The sequence below is a fragment of the Caldanaerobacter subterraneus subsp. tengcongensis MB4 genome (assembly GCF_000007085.1).
In the GTDB taxonomy this organism is placed as follows: domain Bacteria; phylum Bacillota; class Thermoanaerobacteria; order Thermoanaerobacterales; family Thermoanaerobacteraceae; genus Thermoanaerobacter; species Thermoanaerobacter subterraneus.
On sequence record NC_003869.1, the window covers coordinates 2,179,606 to 2,204,077 of the forward strand.

The window sequence follows — 24,472 nt, forward strand, 5'->3', positions numbered from 1 at the left end:
CCTTTCTTGTAACTTCCTTCACTACCCCCCTATCCTCTCTCTTACCATCTGTAATGAGCAAAGGCTTTGTTTGCTTCTGCCATTCTGTGGGTATCTTCTTTCTTCTTCACGCTGCCGCCAGTGTTGTTAGCTGCGTCTATTATTTCGGCAGCCAGTTTTTCCATCATGGATTTCCCGCTTCTCTGCCTTGCATACTCCACAATCCATCTAATCCCAAGAGATAATCTTCTTTCGGGCCTCACTTCCATAGGAACTTGGTATGTTGCGCCGCCAACTCTTCTTGGCCTTACTTCTAAAACAGGCATCACATTGTTTAAAGCCTCTTCAAAAACTTCAAGAGGATCTCTTCCTGTTTTTTCTCTTATTATATCAAAAGCTCCATAGCAAATTTTTTGAGCTAAGCTCTTTTTGCCATCCCACATCACTTTATTAATTAATTTGGCAACCTTGACACTGTTATATACAGGGTCTGGTAGAACTTCTCTCTTTGGCACCGGACCTTTTCTAGGCATTCTCATCCCTCCTTATTACTTCTTTGGCTTCTTAGCACCATATCTTGAACGAGCTTGCTTCCTGTTAGCAACACCTGCTGCATCAAGGGCTCCTCTTATAATCTTATACCTAACACCAGGCAGGTCCTTAACTCTTCCACCTCTCACTAAAACAACAGAGTGCTCCTGAAGGTTATGACCTATTCCTGGAATATATGCAGTAACCTCTATTCCATTTGTAAGCCTTACTCTCGCTATTTTTCTCAATGCGGAATTAGGCTTTTTAGGAGTTGTAGTCCTTACAACTACACAAACTCCTCTCTTTTGAGGATTGCCCTGCAAAGCTGGAGCAGCAGATTTCTTTTTAACACTTTGCCTTCCAAATCTCACAAGCTGGTTTACTGTTGGCATTATTGCACCTCCTTTTATCTTTCCCCTATTACATCTGCCGCAGTGGCAGCACCTACATCAATACCGCACATCCTGCCAAGCTCTTTCATAGTATCAATGTAAACTATTTTTATACCCTTTTCTTCGCACGCTTCTTTTATCTTTTTGACCACATGCTCTTCTGCATCCTTTGCAATGTACACCTGAGCTACTTTGCAGTTTAACACTGCTTTTAAAGTCTGTTTAGCCCCAACCACCCTTTTGGGAGGGCATTGTTCCGCCATTTGCCTTCCTCCTATCAGGACAGGGGTTTTGACACACTTAGTAATTTTATCATTAAAGATTTTCCCTGTCAACAATGAATTATTCTGACAGGGGCAGCTTAAAAAGCCTCCCCTGTCAGAGAAAATTATTTTACTTAACTACTCGCTTTTGCATCAACAGCCTCTTTTTTAACTTCTTCTTTCTTTTCCTGATCCTCTTTCTTCACCACAGTTATATTCCTGTATCTGGAAAGCCCTGTACCCGCAGGTATGAGTTTTCCTATTATCACGTTCTCTTTAAGTCCTATCAGAGGATCTACTTTTCCTTTTATTGCCGCATCTGTGAGAACTCTCGTCGTCTCCTGGAAGGAAGCAGCTGACAGGAAGGAGTCTGTCGCTAAAGCTGCTTTTGTGATACCAAGCAATGCTCTTCTTCCTGTAGCAGGCCTCAATCCCTTTTCTATAGCCTTCTTGTTCTCTTCTTCAAACTTGAACATATCTATTAATTCTCCAGGAAGCATTGAGGTGTCTCCTGGGTCTTCTACTTTAACCTTCTTCATCATCTGCCTTATTATTATCTCGATGTGTTTATCATTTATCTCAACACCCTGGAGTCTGTAAACTTTCTGGACTTCCTGCAGCAAATAGCTCTGCACTGCATATATTCCCTTTATCTTGAGAAGGTCATGCGGATTCACTGAACCCTCTGTGAGCTCATCTCCTGCCTGAACCCACTGCCCATCTCTCACTTTGAGCCTTGAACCGTATGGTATAAGGTAAGTCTTAGAAATATTGTTTTCCTCGTCTACCACCGTAATTTCTCTTCTTTTCTTAGATTCATTAATTCTCACAACACCAGATATTTCAGTGATTACCGCAAGCCCTTTGGGCTTTCTGGCCTCAAACAGCTCTTCAACCCTTGGAAGACCTTGTGTAATATCAACTCCTGCAACTCCACCTGTGTGGAAAGTCCTCATTGTAAGCTGCGTACCCGGTTCACCTATGGCCTGAGCAGCGATTATGCCGACAGCTTCTCCAATATTTACTAGCTCTCCCGTAGCAAGGTCTCTTCCATAGCACATTCTGCATACGCCGTGTCTGGATCTGCAGGTCAGAGGAGACCTTATCTTAACTCTTGTAATTCCAGCTTTATCTATCTTTTCCGCCTCTTCTTCATTTATCATCTCATTTCTTCTTACAATCACATTTCCTTCACTATCTACGATATCTTCAGCGGCAATTCTTCCTATTATTCTATCTGAGAGCTTTTCAATTATTTCATTTCCTTCTCTTATCTCTTCGACGTAAATGCCCTCATCAGTTCCGCAGTCTTCTTCTCTCACTATCACATCCTGACTGACATCTACAAGCCTTCTTGTCAAATAACCGGAGTCTGCTGTCCTCAATGCCGTATCAGCAAGACCTTTTCTAGCACCGTGAGTGGATATGAAGAATTCCAGAACGTTAAGACCTTCTCTAAAGTTAGACCTTATAGGAAGTTCAATGATTCGTCCAGATGGGTCTGCCATCAAGCCTCTCATACCTGCTAACTGCCTTATCTGGTTTTTACTACCTCTAGCTCCTGAGTGAGCCATCATGAATATAGGGTTGAATTTATCTAAAGTTGCCATTAAGGCTTCTGTGACCTTTTCAGTAGTCATATTCCATGTTTCAATGACTTTTTCATACCTTTCCTCCTCGGATATTAAACCGCGCCTGAACTGAGCTTCAATTTTAGCTACCATTTCATCTGCTTCTTTTAGAAGCTTCTCTTTTTCTTTCGGTATTACCATGTCAGAAACGCTTATTGTAATTGCTGCCTTAGTTGAGTACTTGAAGCCTAGCTCTTTTATCTTATCTAAAGTCTCTGCTGTCTTTGTAGGCCCGTGTATTCTATACACCCTATCTAAAATCTTGCCTAGTTTGGATTTGTCCACAAGGTCATTTATTTCAAGATTAAAGGCTGTCTCAGGATTGTTTCTGTCGACAAACCCCAAATCCTGAGGTATCGCTTCGTTAAATATGATTTTCCCTACTGTAGTTTCAATAACTTTGGACTTTTTCTCTCCATTTATTTCTCTTGTCATTTTAACTTTTATTTTCGCGTGGATGTGAATATATCCCAACTGATAAGCCATAAGAGCTTCTTCAGGGCTTGAGAAATACTTTCCTTCACCCGGCACACCGTCTTCATCTGCAGTGAGGTAATAGCAACCGAGCACCATGTCCTGTGTAGGCGTCATAACAGGTTTTCCGTCCTGCGGCTTTAAAATGTTGTTGGCTGCCAGCATCAAAAACCTAGCTTCTGCCTGAGCTTCCATTGAAAGAGGTATGTGAACAGCCATCTGGTCTCCGTCAAAGTCAGCATTGTAAGCAGGACATACCAGCGGATGAAGCTTTATGGCTCTTCCCTCTACAAGAACTGGCTCAAAAGCCTGAATCCCCAGCCTGTGAAGTGTAGGCGCTCTGTTTAAAAGCACTGGATGTTCCTTTATGACTTCTTCTAAGACATCCCATACTTCAGGCCTTACTCTTTCTACCATCCTTTTTGCACTTTTAATATGCTGTGCAAGCCCTTTGTCTACTAACCTCTTCATCACAAATGGTTTAAAGAGCTCTAAGGCCATTTCCTTTGGAAGACCGCACTGATAAACTTTAAGTTCAGGTCCTACTACGATAACTGAACGGCCAGAATAGTCAACCCTTTTACCCAAGAGATTTTGTCTAAATCTTCCCTGTTTTCCTTTGAGCATATCAGAGAGAGACTTCAAAGGTCTATTTCCAGGACCTGTAACCGGTCTTCCTCTTCTGCCATTGTCTATAAGAGCGTCTACTGCTTCTTGAAGCATTCTCTTTTCATTTCTCACTATTATATCTGGAGCCCCTAAATCCAAAAGCTTTTTAAGCCTATTGTTTCTGTTGATTACTCTTCTGTAAAGGTCATTTAAATCAGAGGTAGCAAACCGGCCGCCGTCTAGCTGTACCATAGGCCTTAAGTCTGGCGGAATAACAGGAAGAACCTCCAAAATCATCCATTCTGGGCGATTGCCAGAGTCTATGAAAGCCTGAACTACTTCCAACCTTCTTATAGCCCTTACCCTTTTCTGCCCTGTAGACTCCTTTATCTCTGCCCTTAATTCTTTGCTAAGTTTTTCCAGATCTATTTCCTGGAGGAGTTCCTTTATCGCCTCAGCTCCCATTCCAGCTCTAAATCTATTTCCATATTTCTCCAAATATTCCCTGTACTCTTTTTCAGAAAGGAGTTGTTTTTTAGTAAGAGGAGTATCCCCTGGGTCAATGACTACGTAAGATACAAAGTACAAAACTTTCTCCAAGGCCCTTGGAGACATATCAAGCAAAAGCCCCATGCGGCTGGGAATGCCTTTCACATACCATATGTGAGCGACAGGGGCAGCAAGCTCAATGTGCCCCATTCTCTCTCTTCTGACCTTGGACCTGGTCACTTCAACACCGCACCTGTCGCACACAACTCCTTTGTACTTCACTCTTTTATACTTTCCACAATGGCATTCCCAGTCCTTAGTAGGTCCAAAAATCCTCTCGCAGAAAAGCCCATCTCTTTCCGGCTTTAAAGTCCTGTAGTTGATGGTCTCGGGCTTTTTCACTTCACCCCGAGACCATTCCCTTATTTTTTCAGGAGAAGCTAGACCAATTTTTATGGCTTCAAAATTCTTAAGCTTAAACAAGGAGTGTCGCTCCTTTCCTCAATAAATTTTGACTTCACCCATCATAGTCGTCATCCATGAACAAATCCTCGCTGTCAATGTCAAAATTATCAGGCTCAAAATCAATATCCTCTGGCAGTTCTTCTGGCTCTTCTTCGTATTCTTCTTCGTACACTTCCTCTGGAGGCGCATCTTCTCTTCCTTCAATGTTTATATTAAGCGTAGCATCTGGAACATCATCGTCATCATCTTCAAATTCCTTAATTGGAATTTCCTGTCCATCTTCTGTGATGACTTTTACGTCTAATGCCAGGCTCTGAAGCTCTTTTACAAGCACTTTGAAGGATTCAGGTATTCCAGGCTCTGGTATATTTTCTCCTTTCACTATCGCTTCATAAGCTTTCACACGTCCGGTTACATCGTCAGATTTTACTGTAAGCATTTCCTGCAGGGTATGAGCAGCACCGTAAGCTTCCAGCGCCCAAACTTCCATCTCTCCAAATCTCTGTCCGCCAAACTGAGCCTTTCCGCCCAGAGGCTGCTGAGTGACAAGTGAATAAGGTCCTGTAGACCTTGCGTGCATCTTGTCATCTACCAGGTGATGAAGTTTTAGCATATACATGTATCCAACAGTGACTTTATTGTCAAAAGGCTCTCCCGTTCTTCCATCGTAAAGCTGTACCTTGCCGTCTGGAGAAAATCCGGACTTTGCAAGTAGTTCTTCTATATCCTTCTCTGTAGCTCCATCAAATACAGGTGAAGCTATATACCAGCCCAAAGCTTTTGCCACCAGCCCCAGGTGAGTCTCCAACACCTGACCTATGTTCATACGAGAAGGAACTCCCAGCGGATTCAAGCATATCTGCAAAGGCGTGCCATCTGGCAGGAAGGGCATATCTTCAACAGGCAGTATTCTGGAAATTACACCCTTGTTACCATGGCGACCTGCCATCTTGTCTCCAACAGAAATCTTTCTCTTCTGAGCGACAAAAACTCTTACCATCTGGTTGACGCCCGGAGGCAGTTCATCTCCATTCTCGCGTGAGTACACTTTAACATCTACCACAATACCTGATTCACCGTGAGGAACTCTTAAGGATGTATCCCTCACTTCCCTTGCCTTTTCACCAAATATTGCTCTTAAAAGTCTTTCTTCTGCAGTAAGCTCTGTCTCTCCTTTAGGGGTAACCTTTCCTACAAGTATATCTCCGGCTCTGACTTCTGCACCAATCCTTATTATTCCTCTTTCATCCAAATCTTTCAGTGCATCTTCTCCGACATTTGGAATCTCTCTTGTTATCTCTTCAGGACCTAATTTTGTGTCTCTAGCTTCTGCATCGTATTCCTCTATGTGAATAGAAGTGAGAGAATCATCCATTACCAGCTCTTCGCTTATCAAAATAGCGTCCTCGTAGTTGTAACCTTCCCAGGGCATAAATCCGACCAGGACGTTTTTCCCAAGAGCAAGCTCTCCATGGTCTGTAGAAGGACCATCACATATTACCTGCCCTTTCTTGACCTCGTCTCCTTCATTGACAATAGGCCGTTGATTGATGCAGGTGCCCTGGTTTGACCTCTTAAACTTCAATAAATGGTATTCGTCTCTCTTTCCGTCCTTAGTTCTTATTACCACTTTGTCAGCTGTCACCTTTTCGACTATTCCATCATTCTTTGCTAAAATCACTGCCCCAGAGTCAACAGCAGCCTTATACTCCATGCCTGTACCAACTATTGGAGCTTCTGGTTTTAACAAAGGCACTGCCTGCCTCTGCATGTTAGAACCCATCAAAGCTCTATTTGCGTCGTCATTTTCTAAGAAAGGTATAAGGGATGCAGAAACAGATACTATCTGCTTAGGAGATACGTCCATAAAGTCGACCTCTGTAGGCGGAACACTTATTATCTCTTCTCTTAACCTACATACGACTCTATCATTTATAAACCTGTTGTTTTCGTCCAAAGGCTCGTTCGCCTGAGCTATGATGTACTCATCTTCTTCGTCGGCGGTCATGTACACAATCTCATCTGTTACCGTGCCTGTTGCCTTATCGACTTTCCTATAAGGCGTTTCTATAAATCCGTACTCGTTCACACGGGCATAAGTAGTAAGGGAGGTTATCAAACCGATGTTAGGACCTTCAGGCGTTTCTATAGGACATATCCTTCCGTAATGGGAATAGTGCACGTCTCTTACCTCAAAGCCAGCTCTTTCTCTGCTAAGCCCTCCAGGACCTAAAGCACTAACTCTTCTCTTGTGGGTAAGCTCAGAAAGAGGGTTTGTCTGGTCCATGAACTGTGAAAGCTGGGAACTTCCAAAAAATTCCCTAATAGCTGCAACTACAGGGCGGATGTTTATGAGGTTTTGAGGAGTAACCTCATTAACATCCTGAATTGTCATCCTCTCTTTCACAACTCTTTCCAAGCGGGCAAGGCCAATTCTGAACTGGTTCTGCAAAAGCTCGCCAACAGACCTCACTCTTCTGTTGCCAAGGTGGTCAATGTCATCCACAAAACCAACGCCATGGGTCAAATTCAGCTGGTAGCTTATAGTAGCTACTATATCGTCTTTAGTTATATGCTTAGGAACAAGTTCATCCATCCTATTTTTTATTTCATTCAAAACAGCTTCTTCATCGCTAAAATTATCCAGTATCTCTCTCAAAACCCTAACATTTACCAGCTCTTTTATGTTAAGACTTGAAACATCGTAAGGCATAGGATATTTGTTTATGTCAACTGTGTTATTCCCAACTACCTTTACTACTTTCCCATCAACTAAAATCTCAACTTCATTTATTCCACAGTTTTGAATCTCTTCAGCTTTCTCCCTTGTAATTTTTTCTCCTTCCTCTACTAATACCTCTCCTGTAATCGGGTTGACAATCCTTTTAGCGCTTTTGTGGTTGGCAATCCTTGCCTTAAGCGCTAGTTTTTTATTAAACTTATAACGACCCACTTTTGCCAGATCGTATCTTTTTGGGTCAAAGAAAAGGGCATTGAAAAGGCTTCTTGCGCTCTCCACAGTAGGTGGTTCGCCAGGTCTTAACCTTTTGTAAATTTCTATCAAAGCTTCCTCTTCAGATTTTGTGGTATCCTTGTCCAATGTAGCCTTTAACTTTTCTTCCTCTCCTAAAAGGTCCAATATCTGTATGTCAGTGTTGTACCCTATAGCCCTTAGCAATACGGTAATCGGAACTTTTCTAGTCCTGTCTATTCTAACATATATAACATCGTTTGAATCCTCTTCATATTCAAGCCATGCACCTCTATTGGGAATGACAGTCGCAAAAATGAGCTTTTTACCAAATTTATCAAATTGCTGGTCATAATATACACCTGGTGACCTGACCAGCTGGCTTACAATTACGCGCTCTGCACCGTTTATGATAAACGTACCTTTGTCTGTCATTAAAGGAAGGTCTCCCATGAAAACTTCAGATTCCTTTATCTCACCCGTTTCCCTGTTTGTAAGCCTTACCTTTACTTTAAGAGGAGCCGCATAAGTTGTATCTCTGTCCTTGCATTCCTCTACAGAGTATTTGGGATTATTTTCCAGTCTATAATCTACAAACTCCAGTGCTAAATTGCCAGTGAAACTTTCTATAGGGGAAATTTCCTGAAAGACTTCTTTAAGACCCTCCTCCAAGAACCACTGATAGGACTTCTTCTGAACCTCAATAAGATCTGGAATCTCCAAGACCTCATCTATCTTGGCAAAGCTCATCCTCGTCCTACTGCCCGCTTGTACAGGCCGTACCATCCATTTCACCCCTTAAAAATGTAAATTACCAAAAGTTCAACACTTTTGGATTCGCGCACAAAGACCCTATTATATTTGGTATTATGCACCAACTATCCAAAAATTATACCTTGACAAATAAAAAAGGCCACTATTAATGCAATTTTATATAATAACACAACAAATCTTTTATGTCAACAACTCCCCCATAAAAAATAAGGGCAAATTGCTTGCCCTTACTTTATCTCTACTTTTGCACCAACTTCTTCGAATTTTGCTTTGATCTGATTTGCCTCTTCCTTGCTTACGCCTTCCTTTATTGGCTTTGGCACGCTGTCTACTAAGTCCTTTGCCTCTTTAAGTCCCAATCCTGTTATCTCTCTTACTACTTTGATTACTTTTATCTTGTCGCTTCCTACTTCTTGCAAGATTACATCGAATTCTGTCTTCTCTTCAGCAGGTGCTGCTGCTGGTGCACCAGCTGCTGGTGCTGCTGCAACTGCTACAGGAGCTGCTGCAGAAACTCCAAATTCCTCCTCCAAAGCTTTTACTAATTCAGCTAGCTCTAAAACTGTCATGTTTTTTATGGCTTGCAAAATTTCCTCTTTGCTCATCTTCTCTACCTCCATTCAAATTTTTTTACGCTTCAGCTTGCTTTTTCTCTTTTATAGCATTTAGCGCGTAGACCAAGCTTCTCAATGTGCCAGAGAGCACAAAAACGAGATTTGTGATAGGAGCTTTCATGCTGCCCAAAGCCTTTGCCAGAAGTTCTTCCCTGGAAGGAAGCTTGGCCAAGGCTTCTATCTCCTGGGGAGATACTATCTTGCCGTTCACTATACCTACTTTTAGCTCAAGACCTTTGTGGTCTTTCATGAATTCAGTTAAAATTTTTGCAGGCGCAACAGGATCTTCATACCCAAAAGCTACAGAGGTAGGCCCTTCAAAGTATTTTATGAGGTCATCTCCATAACCTAGCTCTCTTGCTGCAATTGTCATTAGAGTGTTTTTGTAGACTTTGTACTCGGAGTTCGCTTCCTTAAATTTGCGCCTTAAAACTGTTTCATCTTCAACAGTCAGACCGCTGAAGCTGGTGAAAATCACTGTCTGAGCTTTTGACAGCTTATCTTTGAATTCTGCGACGATCTGCTGCTTTTTCTCTCGGCTGGCGCCCACCTTCCCACCTCCTTAAAAATTTAAAAAGGATCCCGTAGACACGAGGATCCCCAGAGGGAATTTATCTTAAAAAAACCTCGGTGGGATTTACGTGCAGTACGCACAACCCACTGTCTACGGTCTTTCTCATATTCAATTTCAACGGTGTCTATTATAACATTAGTCTTTACAGGATGTCAATACGCTTATTCAAATATTCTTGCAGGATTTACTTTGACGCCTGGTCCCATAGTAGAAGAAAGCACTACACTCTTTATATACTGACCCTTTGCAGCAGCAGGCTTAGATTTTATAATCGCATCCATGACAGTTCTGAAATTCTCTAAAAGCTTCTCTTTGCCAAAGGACTTTTTCCCGATTGGAACGTGAATTATACCTGCCTTATCAATGCGGTACTCTATTTTCCCCGCTTTAGCTTCCTTAACGGCTTTTTCAACTTCAAAAGTAACTGTACCAGATTTGGGGTTTGGCATTAACCCTTTTGGTCCTAAAAGTTTACCCAATCTTCCTACAACGCCCATCATATCAGGGGTTGCAATAACAACGTCGTAGTCAAACCAGTTCTCCTTCTGAATTTTCTCCACGAGCTCTTCTGCTCCAACATAGTCTGCGCCAGCTGCTTCTGCCTCTTTAGCCTTTTCACCTTTGGCAAAGACCAACACTTTTACGGTTTTTCCTGTACCGTGAGGAAGTATCACTGTACCTCTCACCTGCTGATCTGCATGCCTTGGATCAACGCCAAGTCTCACTGCTAAGTCAATTGTCTCATCAAATTTGGCATTGGCCGTTTTAAGAACTATATCCATTGCTTCATCACTTGAGTACTGCTGGGTTTTGTCGTAAAGTTTAAGATTTTCCAAATATCTTTTTCCTCTCTTCATCTTAAAGCCTCCTTCGTGGTATTATCGGGCATCTGCCTCCCACTTCACTTTACACAATTTCTATTCCCATGCTTCTAGCAGTTCCAGCAATCATCCTCATAGCAGCCTCTATATCTGTGGTGTTTAAATCTCTCATCTTTATCTCAGCAATCTCTCTTAATTGCTGCTTCGTAATTTTACCGACTTTCTGCTTATTTGGCTGAGGAGAACCAGACTCAATTCCAGCAGCTTTTTTGAGCAAAACAGACGCTGGAGGAGTCTTTGTTATGAAACTAAAGGACCTATCTGAGTATATTGTTATCACAACAGGGATGATAAGCCCTGCGTCTTTTGCTGTTCTTTCGTTAAATTCTTTACAAAAAGCCATTATATTAACACCATGGGGACCTAACGCAGTACCCACTGGTGGCGCAGGAGTGGCTTTGCCCGCTGGCAGTTGAATCTTCACAACAGCTACAACCTTCTTTGCCATGACTACACCTCCTTATATGCTATATTTTCTGAAGTTGCACAAGGTCAAATTCAACCGGTGTCTCTCTCCCAAACATTGAAATTAAAACTTTTGCCTTCTGTCTTTCAGGATAAACTTCCTGTACAACTCCTATGAAATTCTCAAATGGCCCAGAAACAACCCTTACTGTGTCCTTCACATTGAGGTCAACAGCCGTAGAAACATCTTTTATACCCAAAGCCCTTACTTCAGCATCCGTCAAAGGCACAGGCTTTGAGCCAGGCCCTACAAAACCAGTTACTCCCCTTGTGTTTCTAACTACATACCAGGTCTCATCTGTCATTATCATCTTCACCAGCACATACCCAGGAAAAATCTTTCTCTCCACCACTTTTTTCTTTCCATCTTTTATCTCTGTAACTTTTTCAGTCGGAACTACTATTTGAAGAATTTTATCCTGTAAATTTCTGTTTTCTATAATCTTTTCCAGATTAGCTTTTACTTTGTTCTCATACCCTGAATATGTGTGGACAACATACCATTTCGCAGTTTCCTTTTCAGACATAGTGAGCTCCGGGGAAAATCCCCAACCTCCTTTAAAATGATTTGAGGATGAGTTTCAATATATAGCTAAAAACAGAATCTACCAAAAAAATAAATATCGTAAAGAGGACCATTACAACGAGCACAACTTCCGTATAAGTTATCATCGTATCCCTTCCGGGCCACGTCACTTTTTTCATTTCTGCCTTTACTTCTCTAAAAAACTTTACAATCTTCCTTCCTTCACCGGCCATTTCCTCACATCCTCTTTATGTTTTGCTTTATTTAGTCTCTCTGTGGAGGGTATGCTTTTTGCAGTGTTTGCAATACTTCTTGAGCTCTAACCTATCCGGGTCATTTTTCTTATTTTTTGTCGTATGGTAATTTCTATTCTTGCACTCAGTGCAAACCAGTGCAATTTTTACTCTCAATTGTTACACCTCCCGGTGATGCGACTACTTAGACAAATTTATCATAAATAAAACTTGTTGTCAATCCTTAAACAAAAATAAATTAACCCAAAAGAAGCCAGGTTTGCACCCGGCTTCCTGTTTTACTCAATTATAGCAGACACGACACCAGCGCCAACTGTCCTTCCGCCTTCTCTTATAGCAAACTTAAGCCCTTCTTCCATCGCTATCGGCGTTATAAGCTCTACTCTCAATGTCACGTGGTCCCCTGGCATTACCATCTCTACTCCCTCTGGCAGCTGTATCGTCCCTGTCACGTCCGTCGTCCTAAAGTAAAACTGCGGCCTGTATCCATTGAAAAATGGTGTGTGCCTTCCTCCCTCTTCCTTCGTCAATACGTACACCTGTGCCTCAAATTTCGTGTGCGGCTTTATCGTCCCTGGTTTCGCCAGTACCTGCCCTCTCTCTACTTCATCCTTCTGTATCCCTCTTAACAATACCCCTATGTTGTCTCCTGCCTGTGCCTCATCTAATGTCTTCCTGAACATCTCTACTCCTGTCACTACTGTCTTCCTTGACTCCGTCGTCAATCCTATTATCTCTACTTCGTCCCCTACTTTCACTTTCCCTCTCTCTACTCTACCTGTCGCAACTGTACCTCTTCCCGTTATCGAAAATACGTCCTCTACCGGCATCAAGAACGGCTTGTCTATATCCCTCTCCGGTGTCGGTATATATTCGTCTACTACATCCATTAACTCCCATATCTTGCCGCACCACTGGCACTCCCTCTTGCCACATCCGCACTCTAATGCCTTCAATGCTGAACCTACCACTATCGGTGTCTCATCCCCTGGAAATTCGTACTGGTTCAGTAAGTCCCTTACCTCCATCTCTACTAGCTCTATTAACTCCGGATCGTCTACCATGTCCGCTTTGTTCAAAAATACTACTATATATGGCACTCCTACCTGCCTTGCCAATAATATGTGCTCCCTCGTCTGCGGCATCGGACCGTCTGCTGCTGATACTACCAGTATCGCTCCGTCCATCTGCGCTGCCCCTGTTATCATGTTCTTTACATAGTCCGCGTGACCCGGACAGTCTACGTGCGCATAGTGCCTCTTCGCTGTCTCATACTCTACGTGCGTCGTGTTTATTGTTATACCCCTTGCCTTCTCCTCTGGCGCCTTGTCTATCTCGTCATATCCCTTCGCCTGTGCTAATCCCGCTTTCGAAAGTATTAATGTTATCGCTGCTGTTAATGTCGTCTTACCATGGTCTACGTGCCCTATCGTCCCTACGTTTACGTGCGGCTTCGTCCTCTCAAATTTCTGCTTTGCCATCCTCTCTTCCTCCTTACTTCTAATAAACTTATCCAAGTGTTTCTTATTAATAAAGTGAAGAACACTTCTTTGATAAAAAAAAACAACTAAAGCGTAAATTAAAATGGAGCCCGCGACCGGGATCGAACCGGTGACCTCCGCCTTACCAAGGCGACGCTCTGCCTACTGAGCTACGTGGGCAAAAAGGGAAGCTTAAAACTTCCGCTTTCTGATTTTACTATAAAGTTTTCTAAATGTCAATAGCTAGCTGTTCCTCATTTCAAGATATCTTTCTAATTTTCTTTTCACCCTCTGCAAGGCATTGTCTATGGACTTCACATGCCTGTTTAAATCCTCAGCTATTTCCTGATAAGACTTCCCATCCAGGTATGCCACCAAGACCTCCCATTCTAAACCGCTTAAAAGTTCCTCCATCTTGTTTTCAATGTTAACGTATTCCTCTTTGCTTATTATTAATTCCTCAGGGTCAGCAATGCACTGGGTAGAAACTACATCCATCAGAGTCCTGTCAGATTCTTCATCAAAGATGGGTTTATTCAGGGAGACGTAAGAATTAAGTGGAATGTGCTTTTGCCTGGTAGCGGTTTTAATGGCAGTAATAATCTGACGGGTCACACATAGCTCTGCAAAAGCCTTGAAAGAAGTGAGCTTGTTGTTTTTATAATCCCTTATAGCTTTATAAAGTCCTATCATTCCTTCTTGAATTATGTCTTCTTTATCAGCTCCAACTAAAAAATAAGTGCGAGCTTTAGCCTTAACAAAATTCTTATACCTCTCAATGAGATACTCTAAAGCCAGCTCATCACCCTGTTGCGCTCTTGAAACTATCTCCTCCTCCTCCATTTGCTCATAAGCCTGATAGTAATCCTGTTGCGCCCCAGATTTCACTAATACCGCCCCCATTTGTTATTCCCGCAACCTTACACGTTATAATTATACATTATATTGGTAAAGGTAGTCAAGCTAATTTTACTAGTTTTCCCTCATTTGACGAAGCTTCTTTACAGTTTCCTCATCTAACCTATTTTCCAGATTGTCCTTGTAAAAAGTATTCATATACTCCTTTTTGTGCTTTTCAATGTACCTGTTCATCTCCTCGTAAAGTTCCCTAGCTGACATCCTAATGGCACCGTGAGCCATGACTACCTGCTGCACAATCCAGTCTGAGCTTACCACTACCACATCCTCTTTTTTGACGAGCTCTACCACTTTCGACTCTATAAAATGGTCTGCCGATTCTCCTTCTTTTGTGTACACTACTTCAATGCCATTTATCTCTTCATGCTTTTCCAAACTCCCTTTTACATACATGGCATCGAAAACCAATATTATATTTATGCCTGTATATCCTTTAAAATCTGCCAGCAAATCTATTAATTTGTCTCTCGCATCTTCCAGACTTCTCTTTGCAATTTCCTTGAGCATCTGCCAGTTGTTTATGACATTATAACCGTCTACCAGCATATACAAGGGCATCACGCCTTACCTTGCCTTTTTGATAAAATGTTGTACATCAAAATAGAAGCAGCAACAGAAGCGTTAAGAGAATTGATTTTACCCTTCATGGGAATTTTAATTACAAAATCACAATTCTCTAAAACCAACCTCGAAATTCCTTTTCCCTCACTTCCAATGACCAGAGCCAGAGGAAAATCGTAATCTAGCTCTTCAAAACTCTTCTCAGCTTTTGCGTCAGTCCCAATAATCCAAAGTCCTTTTTCTTTCAGATCCCTTATGGTGCTGTTAATATTTGAAACTTTTGCCACTTTTATGTATTCTACCGCACCAGCTGAGGCCTTTACCACTGTGGCATTTATCCCTGCAGAACGCCTTTTGGGAATTATCACCCCGTGCACTCCAAAAGCTTCCGCACTTCTTATTATAGCACCCATATTGTGAGGGTCAGTTATCTCATCTAAAATCAACAAAAAAGGCTTTTCTTTCTTCTCTTCTGCATAGTTTAAAATATCCGTCACATCAAAATATTTATACAAAGCTCCAACTGCAACTACTCCTTGATGATTAGGAGTCTGCGCTAACCTCTTCAAGGTATCACTGTCAGCAGTAGAAACTACAATTCCGGCTTCTTTCGCCATACCTATTATTTTAGAAATATTGCCACCGGCAGTTTTGGACACGTATATCTTTTCTATTTCCTTACCGCTTCTTATCGCTTCTATAACAGGGTTTCTTCCATATATAATATCGCCATTTCTCATAATTTTCACCTATTCTTCCGTGTATTCCATAGAAAGGCTCAAAAGAAAGTAAAGCCTATCAAATCTTTCTAAAAGGTACAAATATCCCACTAATGCTTCAAAGGCAGTGGCATACTTATACTCTTTAACACTTGCTCCTTTTGGAACTGTAGAAGCTTTGGCATTTCTTCCCCTTCTCACAATTTCCTTTTCTTCTTCAGTGAGAAGGTCGTAAATTCGCTCAAGAGACCTAGCCTGTGAAGATGCCTTAACGTACTTCACAGTTTGCTCATTTAAATGAGCCAATTTCATATTCCCTTTCTCCACAATCTTAGTTCTGACATAAAGGCTGTAAACCGCATCTCCAATGAAAGCCAAAACAAGGGGGGATAAGTCTAAAACCCCCTTTTCCTTTACAAGAATCATCTTATCCTTTTCCATCTTACTCCCTCTGGCGTATCCTCTAAAATTATACCTCTTTCTTTCAATTTATCCCTTATCTCATCAGCTAACTTCCAGTTTTTCTCTTTTCTGGCCTTTTGCCTTTCCTCTATCAACCTGAGTATTTCTTCATCTTCAATCTCTGTCTCAGCGTTTTTGTAAGACAGCCCTAATACATCAGAAAGCTTTAAGAACATCTCCAGAATATATTCTACCAATTTCTTAGAAGAATTTCCACTTAAATTTGCATTGGCAGTTTTAGCCATTTCAAAAAGCACAGAAATAGCATCTGCCGTGTTAAAATCATCGTCCATAGCCTCTTCAAACTGCTTTTTATACTCATCAAACTTGACAATCAAATCTTTTTCTTCATCGCTTAACTCCCTGTCTTTGGTAATATTTGCCAAGTGCTTCAAATTGACCACAGCGTTACTAAGTCTTTCATAGGCGGATTTCGCCTGGTCTAGCAAATCAAGGCTAAAGTTTATAGGACTCCTGTAATGGGCCATAAGCATGAAAAGCCTTAAAACTTCAGGGTCATATTTCTCCGTAAGCTCCCTCACTGTAAAGAAATTACCCTTTGACTTTGACATCTTCTCATTGTTCACATTTAAATACCCTATATGCATCCAATATTTAGAAAACGGCTGGTCATAGGCTGCTTCGCTTTGAGCGATCTCATTTTCATGGTGAGGGAAAATTAAATCTGGCCCTCCTGCGTGAATGTCCAAGGTCTTCCCCAAATACTTTGTAGACATGACAGAGCACTCAATATGCCAGCCAGGCCTTCCTTTCCCCCACGGACTGTCCCAAGCAGGTTCTCCGGGCTTTTGAGCCTTCCACAGTGCAAAGTCTAGAGGGTTTTTCTTTTTCTCGTCTATCTCCACCCTTGCACCCGCCATCAGTTCATCTATATTTTTATGAGAAAGTTTCCCATAATCCTTAAATTTAGCCGTTTCAAAATACACATTGCCGTCTACCACATATGCATACCCTTTGTCAATGAGTATTTTTATGAATTCAATTATGTCATCTATATGCTCTGTGGCCCTGGGGTGAACTGTAGCTCTCTTTATCCCAAGAGCATCTGCATCTTTAAAATACTCCTCTATGAACCTTTCTGCTATTTCCTTTTCTGTAGTATTCTCCTCCTTCGCTCTATTTATTATCTTATCGTCAATATCTGTAAAATTTTGAACGTAGTTTACAGTGTAACCCTTGTACTCCAAATACCTTCTCACAGTATCGAAGACGATAAAAGCTCTAGCATTCCCTATGTGGATGTAATTGTAAACTGTAGGCCCACAGACATACATGTTTACCACTTTATCCTTCAAAGGCTTAAATTCCTCTTTAGTTCTAGTCATTGTGTTATACAGCCTCATCTTCCTCATCCCTTTCCATTAAAATTTTTTCAAGCCTCTCTATCCTCTCTCTTAACCTTCTTAGCTCTTCCTCTACAGGGTCAGGGAGCTTGCCATGTTCCAGGTCCACTTCATAAGATCTTGCTATGCGTATGTTGTCTTTTTTGACGCACCTTGCAGGAACGCCAACTACAGTGCTATTTGGGGGCACATCTTTTAAAACGACAGCTCCTGCTCCTATTTTTGAATTTTCCCCTACCACAATAGGTCCCAAAACTTTAGCTCCACTGCCTATAACTACATTGTCCTTTATCGTAGGATGCCTTTTTCCCTTTTCTTTACCAGTACCTCCCAAAGTCACTCCTTGATATATCGTCACATTGTCTCCAATTTCCGTAGTCTCTCCTATTACAACTCCCATGCCGTGGTCTATGAAAAATCTGCGCCCAATTTTTGCACCTGGATGTATTTCAATGCCTGTCAAAAAACGGTTTATATGTGAAATCAACCTCGGCAGCAGTATAAAACCTTTTTTATAGAAGTAATGGGCAATTCTGTGAAGTATTATGGCGTGGAGCCCGGGATAACACAGTAAAACCTCCAAAACGCTCTTTGCAGCAGGGTCTCTTTCAAAAACTACTTCAATGTCTTCTTTTAAAGTTTTAAACATGCAAAACACCTCCTTAAAAATTTACCCCCCTCATCTCAGAGACGAGGGGGGCCTCCCGCGGTTCCACTCTGCTTGAGCATAACGCTCCACTCATTTAAGATAACGGCATAAACCGGTAACCCCCTACTAAAACTTCAGGGATACAAGCTCGAAGACGCACTTCTTATGGCACATCCTTAGAGCCACTTCCAGCCCACGATGGCTCCTCTCTGGAAGGCTTGTGCCATAATACTCTTCTTGTCATCGCCTTTTACTCTATTAAGTTTAAAACTCTGTCAAGCCTTTTTACTACCCTATTCTTCCCCAAAAGTGCGAGGACTTTTACAAGCTCAGGGCCGTGCTCTTCTCCCGTTACTGCTATCCTTATAGGCATGAAAAACTCTTTTCCTTTTACCCCAAGCTCTTTCTGAGCTTTCTTCATCCACTCCCTAACATCATCCTCAGTAATTTCGCTCTTATCCTTCAAATAACCTTTAAAAGCCTCCAATACTTTTATAGAATTGGGACTTTTTAAAAACTCTATCATTTCTCCAGTGTAATCTACTTCTTCAACAAAGAAAGTCTTTGCCATGTCTACAATTTGAGCTACATAAGATAGTCCATCTTTATAGAGGCTTATCACATCCTTTAGCCAATTATACCTCAACTCGTCTATTTCGTCAATGTAGCCTGCTTTCTTAAGATGAGGAATTGCCAAATCCACAATCCTTTCTACAGGGCTTTTTTGTATGTACTGCTGGTTCATCCAGTTTAACTTTTCAATGTCAAATACTGGATTTGATTTGTGAATCCTCTTAAAATTGAACTTTCTTATTATCTCTTCTTTTGACATCAATTCCACATTATCCTCAGGATACCAGCTCAAAAGTGATAAGAAATTAAACATGGCTTCTGGCAAATACCCTAATTCCCTGTACTGACCTATGTAGGTATGGCCGTGCCTTTTGGAAAGCTTTGTCCTATCAGGCCCCAATATCAAAGGAACATGAGCAAACTTAGGAATCTCAAATCCTAAAGCTTTATATATCAAAATCTGCTTTGGAGTATTGTATATGTGGTCTTCCCCTCTTATCACATGGGTGATTTTCATTAAAGCATCGTCAATCACCACAGCAAAATTATAAGTTGGCATGCCGTCAGACTTTATAATCACCATGTCTCCGCCTAATGTGTCACTTTTTATTGTAATCTTTCCCTTTATCATGTCTTCAAATTCTATGACTTCATCGTCTGGCACCATAAACCTTATGACAGGCTTTCTTCCTTCCCTTATAAAAGTTTCTTCCTGCTCTTTTGTGAGGTACCTACATCTGCCAGAATAACGGGGGATTTCTCCCCTCTCTATCGCTTTCTTCCTGTCTTCTTCCAGCTCTTCTGGCGTGCAGTAGCACCTGTAAGCTTTTTTCTCTTCAATAAGCTTTTGAGCAAATCTGTGGTAGATCTCAAGCCTTTCACTCTGCCTGTAAGGGCCATATGGACCTGGTTTATCTGGCCCCTCATCCCACTCTATGCCCAGCCACTTTAACTCTTTGAATATTAATTCTTCAAACCCCTTTGAAGACCTCTCTAAATCAGTATCTTCAATTCTTAATACAAAAGTAGCTCCTTCGCTCCTCGAAAAAAGATAATTAAAAAGAGCTGTTCTCATGTTACCTATGTGTATCGGTCCTGTAGGGCTTGGTGCGAATCTCACCCTAAATTCTTTCATTTTTGTCACTCCATCCTCGTTTGTTGTTTGATTTAATTATAACAGATTTTATGCTCATTTAATAGATGAAGTGACAATCCTATTTTAAATCCACATATTTTACAGTCACAGTTGGAATCGCCGTTAATTCCTCTGCTAGCTCCTCCATGAATTTTTTATCCCCTCTTACATTTAAAGTTATAATCCCACTGCCGTTTTGAGAATCATGTATTCCAAATCTCGCAATTATATTTTCTCCATGTTTTGTAAGCACCTCTTGAACCTTCACTCCAAATTCGCTCCTGTTGTCCACGCTTATCCCTACGATGTACAATGACACAACCTTCACCCCATTTTTATCAATCTTTTAACAAATATTTTTTCACTGTAAAAGAATTTTATGCAAAAAAGAGCTCATGAGAGCTCTCTCAACTTCTCCTCTACAATTTGTTTTACTCTTTTTACCACCTCTTCCACCTTTACTTCTTCCACTTCTTCTCTTTCTCTTAATTTTATTTCAACAATTCCTTCTTTTACCTTTTTGCCTATAGTTACTCTTACAGGTATTCCTATCAAATCTGCGTCATTAAATTTAACGCCAGCTCTTACATCCCTGTCATCAATCAAAACCTCTAATTTCTCTTCAAGCAACTTATTGTATATCTTTTCTGCAATCTGTTTTTGCTCTTCATCTGATACATTCACAGGTACTACAATGACATGATAAGGCGCTACACTCATAGGCCATATTATGCCTTTTTCATCGTGGTGCTGTTCTATAATTGCAGCTACAGTTCTGTTAATTCCAATGCCGTAGCATCCCATTACAATTGGCTTTTCATTCCCTTCCTCATCTGTGTAAGTAGCTCCTAGCGCCTCGCTGTACTTTGTGCCTAGCTTAAAAATATGACCAACCTCAATTCCTCTAGCAATTTTAAGAGGAGCACCACACCTTGGGCACCTATCTCCTTCTACGACGCTTTTAATATCTGCTACGATATCGCCTTTAAAATCTCTGCCATAATTTACATTTTTTATGTGGTAATCTGTCTCGTTGGCTCCCACGATAAAGTTCCTCAACTGTGGTATTTCGCTGTCTACAACTAAAGTCACTTCTCCTTTCAATCCCAAGGGACCAGCAAAGCCCACCTTCGCCCCTGTGACTTCTTCCACTAAAGCTCCATCAGCCAATTCCAGTTCCTCTTCCCTTATGCTCAAAACATTCAAAAGCTTTGTCTCGTTTATATCTCTATCGCCTCTAACCAAAGCTGCTACAACTTTGCCTTTTGCTTTGTATATGAGAGTTTTTACAAATTTGCTAGGAGAAATTTTTAAGAAGTCTACCAGTTCTTCTATAGTCTTGACATTGGGAGTATAAACTTTTTCAATCTCAAGCATCTCCTCATCCCGACTTTCTATTAAACACTCGGCCTTCTCCTCATTGGCAGCGTATCCACAGCTGTCGCAGTAAGCTATCACCGCTTCTCCAACACTGGATATCACCATGAATTCTTTTGAATCTCTTCCTCCCATGGCTCCAGGGTCGGCTTCCACCACCAGATATTTAAGACCACACCTGTCAAATATTCTGCAGTACGCCCTGTACATTTTATTAAAAGATTCGTCTAGTCCTTCCCAATCAGCATCAAAGCTGTAAGCGTCCTTCATTATAAACTCTCTGCTCCTCATCACACCAAAGCGCGGACGCCTCTCGTCTCTAAATTTAGTTTGAATCTGGTAAAGTATGAGGGGAAGCTGTCTATATGATTTCACTTCATTTCTTACAAGGTCTGTAAAGACTTCTTCGTGAGTTGGTCCCAAACAAAAATCTCTCTCATTTCTGTCTTTAAGCTTAAACATTTCGGGTCCAAACACATCCCATCTTCCCGTTTCCTTAAAAAGCTCTGCAGGAATCAAAGCAGACATCAAGACTTCCTGACTTCCTTCTCTGTCCATTTCTTCTCTAACTATCTCTTCCACTTTTTTTAGTACTCTTTTTCCTAAAGGCAGATACACATATATTCCAGCTGCTAATTTCCTCATCAATCCTGCTTTTAACATAAGGACATGGCTTGGAATTTCAGCATCAGCAGGAACTTCTCTTAAAGTTGGCATTAGTAACTGTGACAGTCTCACTCTCTTTACCCTCCTATGTACGAGATTTTTTAAGTAGATTGTATTTTACGGCAGGTTATATGTCAATACCTTTCCTCCAGTAATACTACAGCATAAGCCTTTATGCCTTCCTCTCTTCCTGTAAATCCCAATCCTTCCTCCGTCTTTGCTTTGACATTCACTCTTTCTTTGCTAACACCAAGCAATTCTGCAAGGCTTGTCCTTATTCTGTCTTTATAAGGAGAAAGCTTGGGCCTTTCGGTTACAACTATGCAATCCACGTTGTTCACAACATAGTGCTCACTCACTAATTCCAACACCCTTTTTAAAAGTATTTTACTGTCTACTTCCTTATAGGCCACATCTGTATCAGGAAAATGTTCTCCAATATCTCCCAAACCCGCAGCTCCCAAAATCCCATCAATTAAAGCGTGAATAAGAACATCTCCATCAGAATGCCCCTTTAACCCTTTTTCAAAGGGGATTTCTATCCCTCCGAGCATCAATTTTTTTCCTTCTTCAAACCTGTGGACATCATATCCTATCCCTACTCTCATTTTACCCATCCCTCATTTTAAAGTTTCCTTCCTCATCCACTTCTAAAGTAAATTCTGCCCCTCTTGACAGGCGAGAGGACTTAAATTTTTTCTCTACGGTTTTTTTATTAGTCTCAATATAAAATTCAGACATCCCAGGCTCCTTTATTGAAATTTTATAAACTCCTTCCGGCTCAAAGCACACATGCCAATTGTACTTTCCAAACACATCGTAAGTTTTTATTTTTTTGCTTCTATCAAGCACAACAATCTTCTTATCCGTTATAATGCTCAAGTATGAAATAGCCTTCTCCAAAAGAGATATGGAAGGTTTTTCTCTAATACCCAAAATCTCCCCCAAATAAGAGACAGAATCTTTCAAGATTCCTATGTGACTTGATTTCAGCACAATTTCCTCGCCGTTTATCCCCAAGGCGCTTTTTGTCAAAACTGTCCCATCCCCTTTGTCATCCCTTATAACCCCGACAGGCTTTCCATCTGGCCACACCACTTCGCTCTCAGACTTTTCCACCTGAATGAATTTATTAGTATAAACGCCTTCTCCAGCAAAAAGATAAACACTTCTCACCCTTTCATACAATATGTCCGCCTTCTCATTGAGGTCATTTAAAAAATCGTTAATCACCTTCATGTATTCGATATTTTTAAACAATATCTTCTCATACCTTACAGGATACATGAAAAGATAACTGCCGTACTCTTTAGAGGGCATCAAATCCTTTATTGACGGGATGTATTTTCTTATCACAGTTACCGCATCTTTTTCTCCTTTAATCTTAGAAAAAATCCACAAAAATCCTCTAAAGAGCATATTTACAAAATCCTCATCATCTGGAGGTACTGTTCCGCCTTCCCAACCATAATATGCATTGGCAGCGCCGAGATTAGGCGTACCCAAAAGTATCAGCTTATCCACGTCAAACTGGTACTTATCGCTTTGAAGGTAACTTCTTGCTAAAAGCCCACCCATGCTGTGACAGACGAGGTCTACTTTGCTGCTTCCTGTCTTTGCCTTTGCCTCTTCAATCGCCAGTATAAGCTTATCAACAGCATCAGGTATTTTTCTCCACCATTCATAGTAGCATACAAATAAGTTCTTATTTTCTACTAAGCCTATCTTTTGCAAATCTTCTATAAAAGGTGCATATATGTTAGCCGCTGGCCCAAAGCTCCATATCTTGCCTAAAGGCGTTGGAGTAAAAATAGATCCAAATATTCCGTGTAAAAAAACCACAGGATTATTCATAGATATCACCCTCATACAATTTAGTAGGTAACAGTCCTACTAAATTATATGAGGAAACTCAAAAAAGGTTATTTTCTCAAAAAAAGTTCTGCCACGACCAAATCTTCTGGAGTAGTTATTTTGATATTTTTATAATCCCCTTCCACTAGTTTAACTTTAAATCCCATCCTTTCCACCAAAACGCTGTCATCTGTACCCAAAAAGCCCTCTTCAAGAGCTTTCCTGTGAGCTTTCACTATCAATTCTTTTTCAAATACCTGGGGAGTTTGAATAGCCCACAGGTATCTCCTGTCAGGAGTATCTAAAATGAAATTATCTTCATCTGCCACTTTTATGGTGTCTTTCACAGGAACTCCAACAGCTGCAGCCTTGTAAAGATAAGCTGCTTTTATAGCTTCCATTATAATCTCTTTAGTCACCAAAGGCCTTGCTCCGTCGTGTATAGCGACAATTTCACAATCTTTATCTACCACAGAAATTCCGTTGTAAACAGAATACTGCCTTTCTTCACCCCCCTTTACAATTTTAAAAGGCTTATTCCAATAAAATTTCTCCAAGACGTTCTCCTGACAATACTCCGTCTCTTCTGGAGAAGTGACCACAATTATTTCTTTAATCCATTCAATTTCATCAAATGCCTTAATAGAGTAATAAAGCACTGGTTTACCTGCAATTGAAAGATAAACTTTATTCAAACTTTTATTCATTCTAGTGCTTCTTCCAGCGGCTACTATTACAGCGCTCACATTCATTTACTATCCCTCTTATAAAATATTCTACAAACCAATTATACCATTTTCTAAACAAAAAAACACAGGAAA

At 41.0% G+C, this 24,472-nt stretch carries 25 protein-coding genes, 1 tRNA gene and 2 other annotated features; all 26 genes read right to left on the reverse strand.

The genetic code is table 11. The features are described from left to right. Positions 1-41: 41 nt before the first annotated feature. The 26 genes from rpsG to ispD all read right to left on the reverse strand — a co-directional run bounded on the left by rpsG (position 42) and on the right by ispD (position 24,403). Positions 42-512, reverse strand: coding sequence for a 30S ribosomal protein S7 (gene rpsG, locus TTE_RS10965; RefSeq protein WP_011026342.1), 471 nt, complete (start codon positions 510-512; stop codon positions 42-44). A gap of 15 nt (positions 513-527) precedes the next feature. Beyond that, positions 528-902 carry a 30S ribosomal protein S12 gene (rpsL, locus tag TTE_RS10970; RefSeq protein WP_011026343.1) on the reverse strand — a complete coding sequence of 125 codons (375 nt, stop codon included), beginning with the start codon at positions 900-902 and terminating at the stop codon, positions 528-530. A 14-nt stretch (positions 903-916) separates the two neighbouring features. Next, complete coding sequence (locus TTE_RS10975; RefSeq protein ID WP_011026344.1) at positions 917-1,165, reverse strand: ribosomal L7Ae/L30e/S12e/Gadd45 family protein; 249 nt, start codon at positions 1,163-1,165, stop codon at positions 917-919. A gap of 134 nt (positions 1,166-1,299) precedes the next feature. Then, a complete protein-coding gene (gene rpoC / locus TTE_RS10980) occupies positions 1,300-4,851 on the reverse strand; it encodes a DNA-directed RNA polymerase subunit beta' (protein ID WP_011026345.1) in 3,552 nt (1,183 codons plus the stop codon). Between the two features lie 34 nt (positions 4,852-4,885). After that, positions 4,886-8,590, reverse strand: a complete 3,705-nt coding sequence (gene rpoB, locus TTE_RS10985; protein WP_011026346.1) for a DNA-directed RNA polymerase subunit beta — start codon at positions 8,588-8,590, stop codon at positions 4,886-4,888. Positions 8,591-8,805: 215 nt separating this feature from the next. Beyond that, the gene (gene rplL / locus TTE_RS10990) at positions 8,806-9,183 is read right to left on the reverse strand and encodes a 50S ribosomal protein L7/L12 (RefSeq protein WP_011026347.1); all 378 of its coding nucleotides are present in this window, start codon (positions 9,181-9,183) and stop codon (positions 8,806-8,808) included. A gap of 25 nt (positions 9,184-9,208) precedes the next feature. Then, the gene (gene rplJ / locus TTE_RS10995) at positions 9,209-9,742 is read right to left on the reverse strand and encodes a 50S ribosomal protein L10 (protein ID WP_011026348.1); all 534 of its coding nucleotides are present in this window, start codon (positions 9,740-9,742) and stop codon (positions 9,209-9,211) included. 12 nt (positions 9,743-9,754) lie between these two features. Continuing rightward, positions 9,755-9,880: a sequence feature (ribosomal protein L10 leader region), on the reverse strand. Between the two features lie 47 nt (positions 9,881-9,927). Next, positions 9,928-10,623: a 50S ribosomal protein L1 gene (gene rplA / locus TTE_RS11000; RefSeq protein WP_011026349.1), complete on the reverse strand. Its 696-nt coding sequence runs from the start codon at positions 10,621-10,623 to the stop codon at positions 9,928-9,930. A gap of 49 nt (positions 10,624-10,672) precedes the next feature. Further along, a complete protein-coding gene (gene rplK / locus TTE_RS11005; RefSeq protein ID WP_011026350.1) occupies positions 10,673-11,095 on the reverse strand; it encodes a 50S ribosomal protein L11 in 423 nt (140 codons plus the stop codon). Between the two features lie 19 nt (positions 11,096-11,114). After that, positions 11,115-11,639: a transcription termination/antitermination protein NusG gene (nusG, locus tag TTE_RS11010; protein ID WP_011026351.1), complete on the reverse strand. Its 525-nt coding sequence runs from the start codon at positions 11,637-11,639 to the stop codon at positions 11,115-11,117. A gap of 31 nt (positions 11,640-11,670) precedes the next feature. Continuing rightward, positions 11,671-11,871, reverse strand: coding sequence for a preprotein translocase subunit SecE (gene secE / locus TTE_RS11015; RefSeq protein WP_011026352.1), 201 nt, complete (start codon positions 11,869-11,871; stop codon positions 11,671-11,673). Positions 11,872-11,898: 27 nt separating this feature from the next. Further along, positions 11,899-12,048: a 50S ribosomal protein L33 gene (rpmG, locus tag TTE_RS11020; RefSeq protein WP_011026353.1), complete on the reverse strand. Its 150-nt coding sequence runs from the start codon at positions 12,046-12,048 to the stop codon at positions 11,899-11,901. Positions 12,049-12,170: 122 nt separating this feature from the next. Further along, positions 12,171-13,373 (reverse strand): elongation factor Tu, encoded by a 1,203-nt coding sequence (gene tuf, locus TTE_RS11025; RefSeq protein WP_011026354.1) that lies wholly within the window; start codon positions 13,371-13,373, stop codon positions 12,171-12,173. Between the two features lie 104 nt (positions 13,374-13,477). Continuing rightward, positions 13,478-13,553: transfer RNA gene (locus tag TTE_RS11030), tRNA-Thr, on the reverse strand. Between the two features lie 63 nt (positions 13,554-13,616). Further along, a complete protein-coding gene (gene sigH / locus TTE_RS11035; protein WP_031314302.1) occupies positions 13,617-14,261 on the reverse strand; it encodes an RNA polymerase sporulation sigma factor SigH in 645 nt (214 codons plus the stop codon). Between the two features lie 84 nt (positions 14,262-14,345). Then, positions 14,346-14,849, reverse strand: coding sequence for an NYN domain-containing protein (locus TTE_RS11040; RefSeq protein ID WP_011026356.1), 504 nt, complete (start codon positions 14,847-14,849; stop codon positions 14,346-14,348). Then, positions 14,849-15,592, reverse strand: a complete 744-nt coding sequence (gene rlmB, locus TTE_RS11045) for a 23S rRNA (guanosine(2251)-2'-O)-methyltransferase RlmB (RefSeq protein WP_011026357.1) — start codon at positions 15,590-15,592, stop codon at positions 14,849-14,851. The genes TTE_RS11040 and rlmB overlap by 1 nt, the downstream gene beginning before the upstream one ends. A 9-nt stretch (positions 15,593-15,601) precedes the next feature. Beyond that, entirely contained in the window at positions 15,602-16,012 is a 411-nt protein-coding gene (locus TTE_RS11050) for a Mini-ribonuclease 3 (RefSeq protein ID WP_011026358.1), read from the reverse strand. After that, positions 15,994-17,397 carry a cysteine--tRNA ligase gene (gene cysS / locus TTE_RS11055; RefSeq protein ID WP_011026359.1) on the reverse strand — a complete coding sequence of 468 codons (1,404 nt, stop codon included), beginning with the start codon at positions 17,395-17,397 and terminating at the stop codon, positions 15,994-15,996. The genes TTE_RS11050 and cysS overlap by 19 nt, the downstream gene beginning before the upstream one ends. Beyond that, positions 17,384-18,046 carry a serine O-acetyltransferase gene (cysE, locus tag TTE_RS11060; RefSeq protein ID WP_011026360.1) on the reverse strand — a complete coding sequence of 221 codons (663 nt, stop codon included), beginning with the start codon at positions 18,044-18,046 and terminating at the stop codon, positions 17,384-17,386. The genes cysS and cysE overlap by 14 nt, the downstream gene beginning before the upstream one ends. Before the next feature lie 34 nt (positions 18,047-18,080). Beyond that, positions 18,081-18,299 (reverse strand) — a binding site (T-box leader). Continuing rightward, entirely contained in the window at positions 18,297-19,754 is a 1,458-nt protein-coding gene (gene gltX / locus TTE_RS11065) for a glutamate--tRNA ligase (RefSeq protein WP_011026361.1), read from the reverse strand. Its footprint overlaps the feature before it by 3 nt. 79 nt (positions 19,755-19,833) lie before the next feature. Next, positions 19,834-20,073: a hypothetical protein gene (locus TTE_RS11070; protein ID WP_011026362.1), complete on the reverse strand. Its 240-nt coding sequence runs from the start codon at positions 20,071-20,073 to the stop codon at positions 19,834-19,836. Between the two features lie 74 nt (positions 20,074-20,147). Next, on the reverse strand, positions 20,148-21,869 hold the full coding sequence (locus TTE_RS11075; protein ID WP_011026363.1) for a proline--tRNA ligase: 1,722 nt from the start codon (positions 21,867-21,869) through the stop codon (positions 20,148-20,150). A 62-nt stretch (positions 21,870-21,931) separates the two neighbouring features. Beyond that, positions 21,932-22,414 carry a 2-C-methyl-D-erythritol 2,4-cyclodiphosphate synthase gene (ispF, locus tag TTE_RS11080; protein ID WP_011026364.1) on the reverse strand — a complete coding sequence of 161 codons (483 nt, stop codon included), beginning with the start codon at positions 22,412-22,414 and terminating at the stop codon, positions 21,932-21,934. Next, positions 22,407-23,651: an esterase/lipase family protein gene (locus TTE_RS11085; protein WP_011026365.1), complete on the reverse strand. Its 1,245-nt coding sequence runs from the start codon at positions 23,649-23,651 to the stop codon at positions 22,407-22,409. Before TTE_RS11085 ends, ispF begins: the two co-directional genes overlap by 8 nt. Before the next feature lie 68 nt (positions 23,652-23,719). After that, on the reverse strand, positions 23,720-24,403 hold the full coding sequence (gene ispD / locus TTE_RS11090; RefSeq protein ID WP_011026366.1) for a 2-C-methyl-D-erythritol 4-phosphate cytidylyltransferase: 684 nt from the start codon (positions 24,401-24,403) through the stop codon (positions 23,720-23,722). Positions 24,404-24,472: the final 69 nt, after the last annotated feature.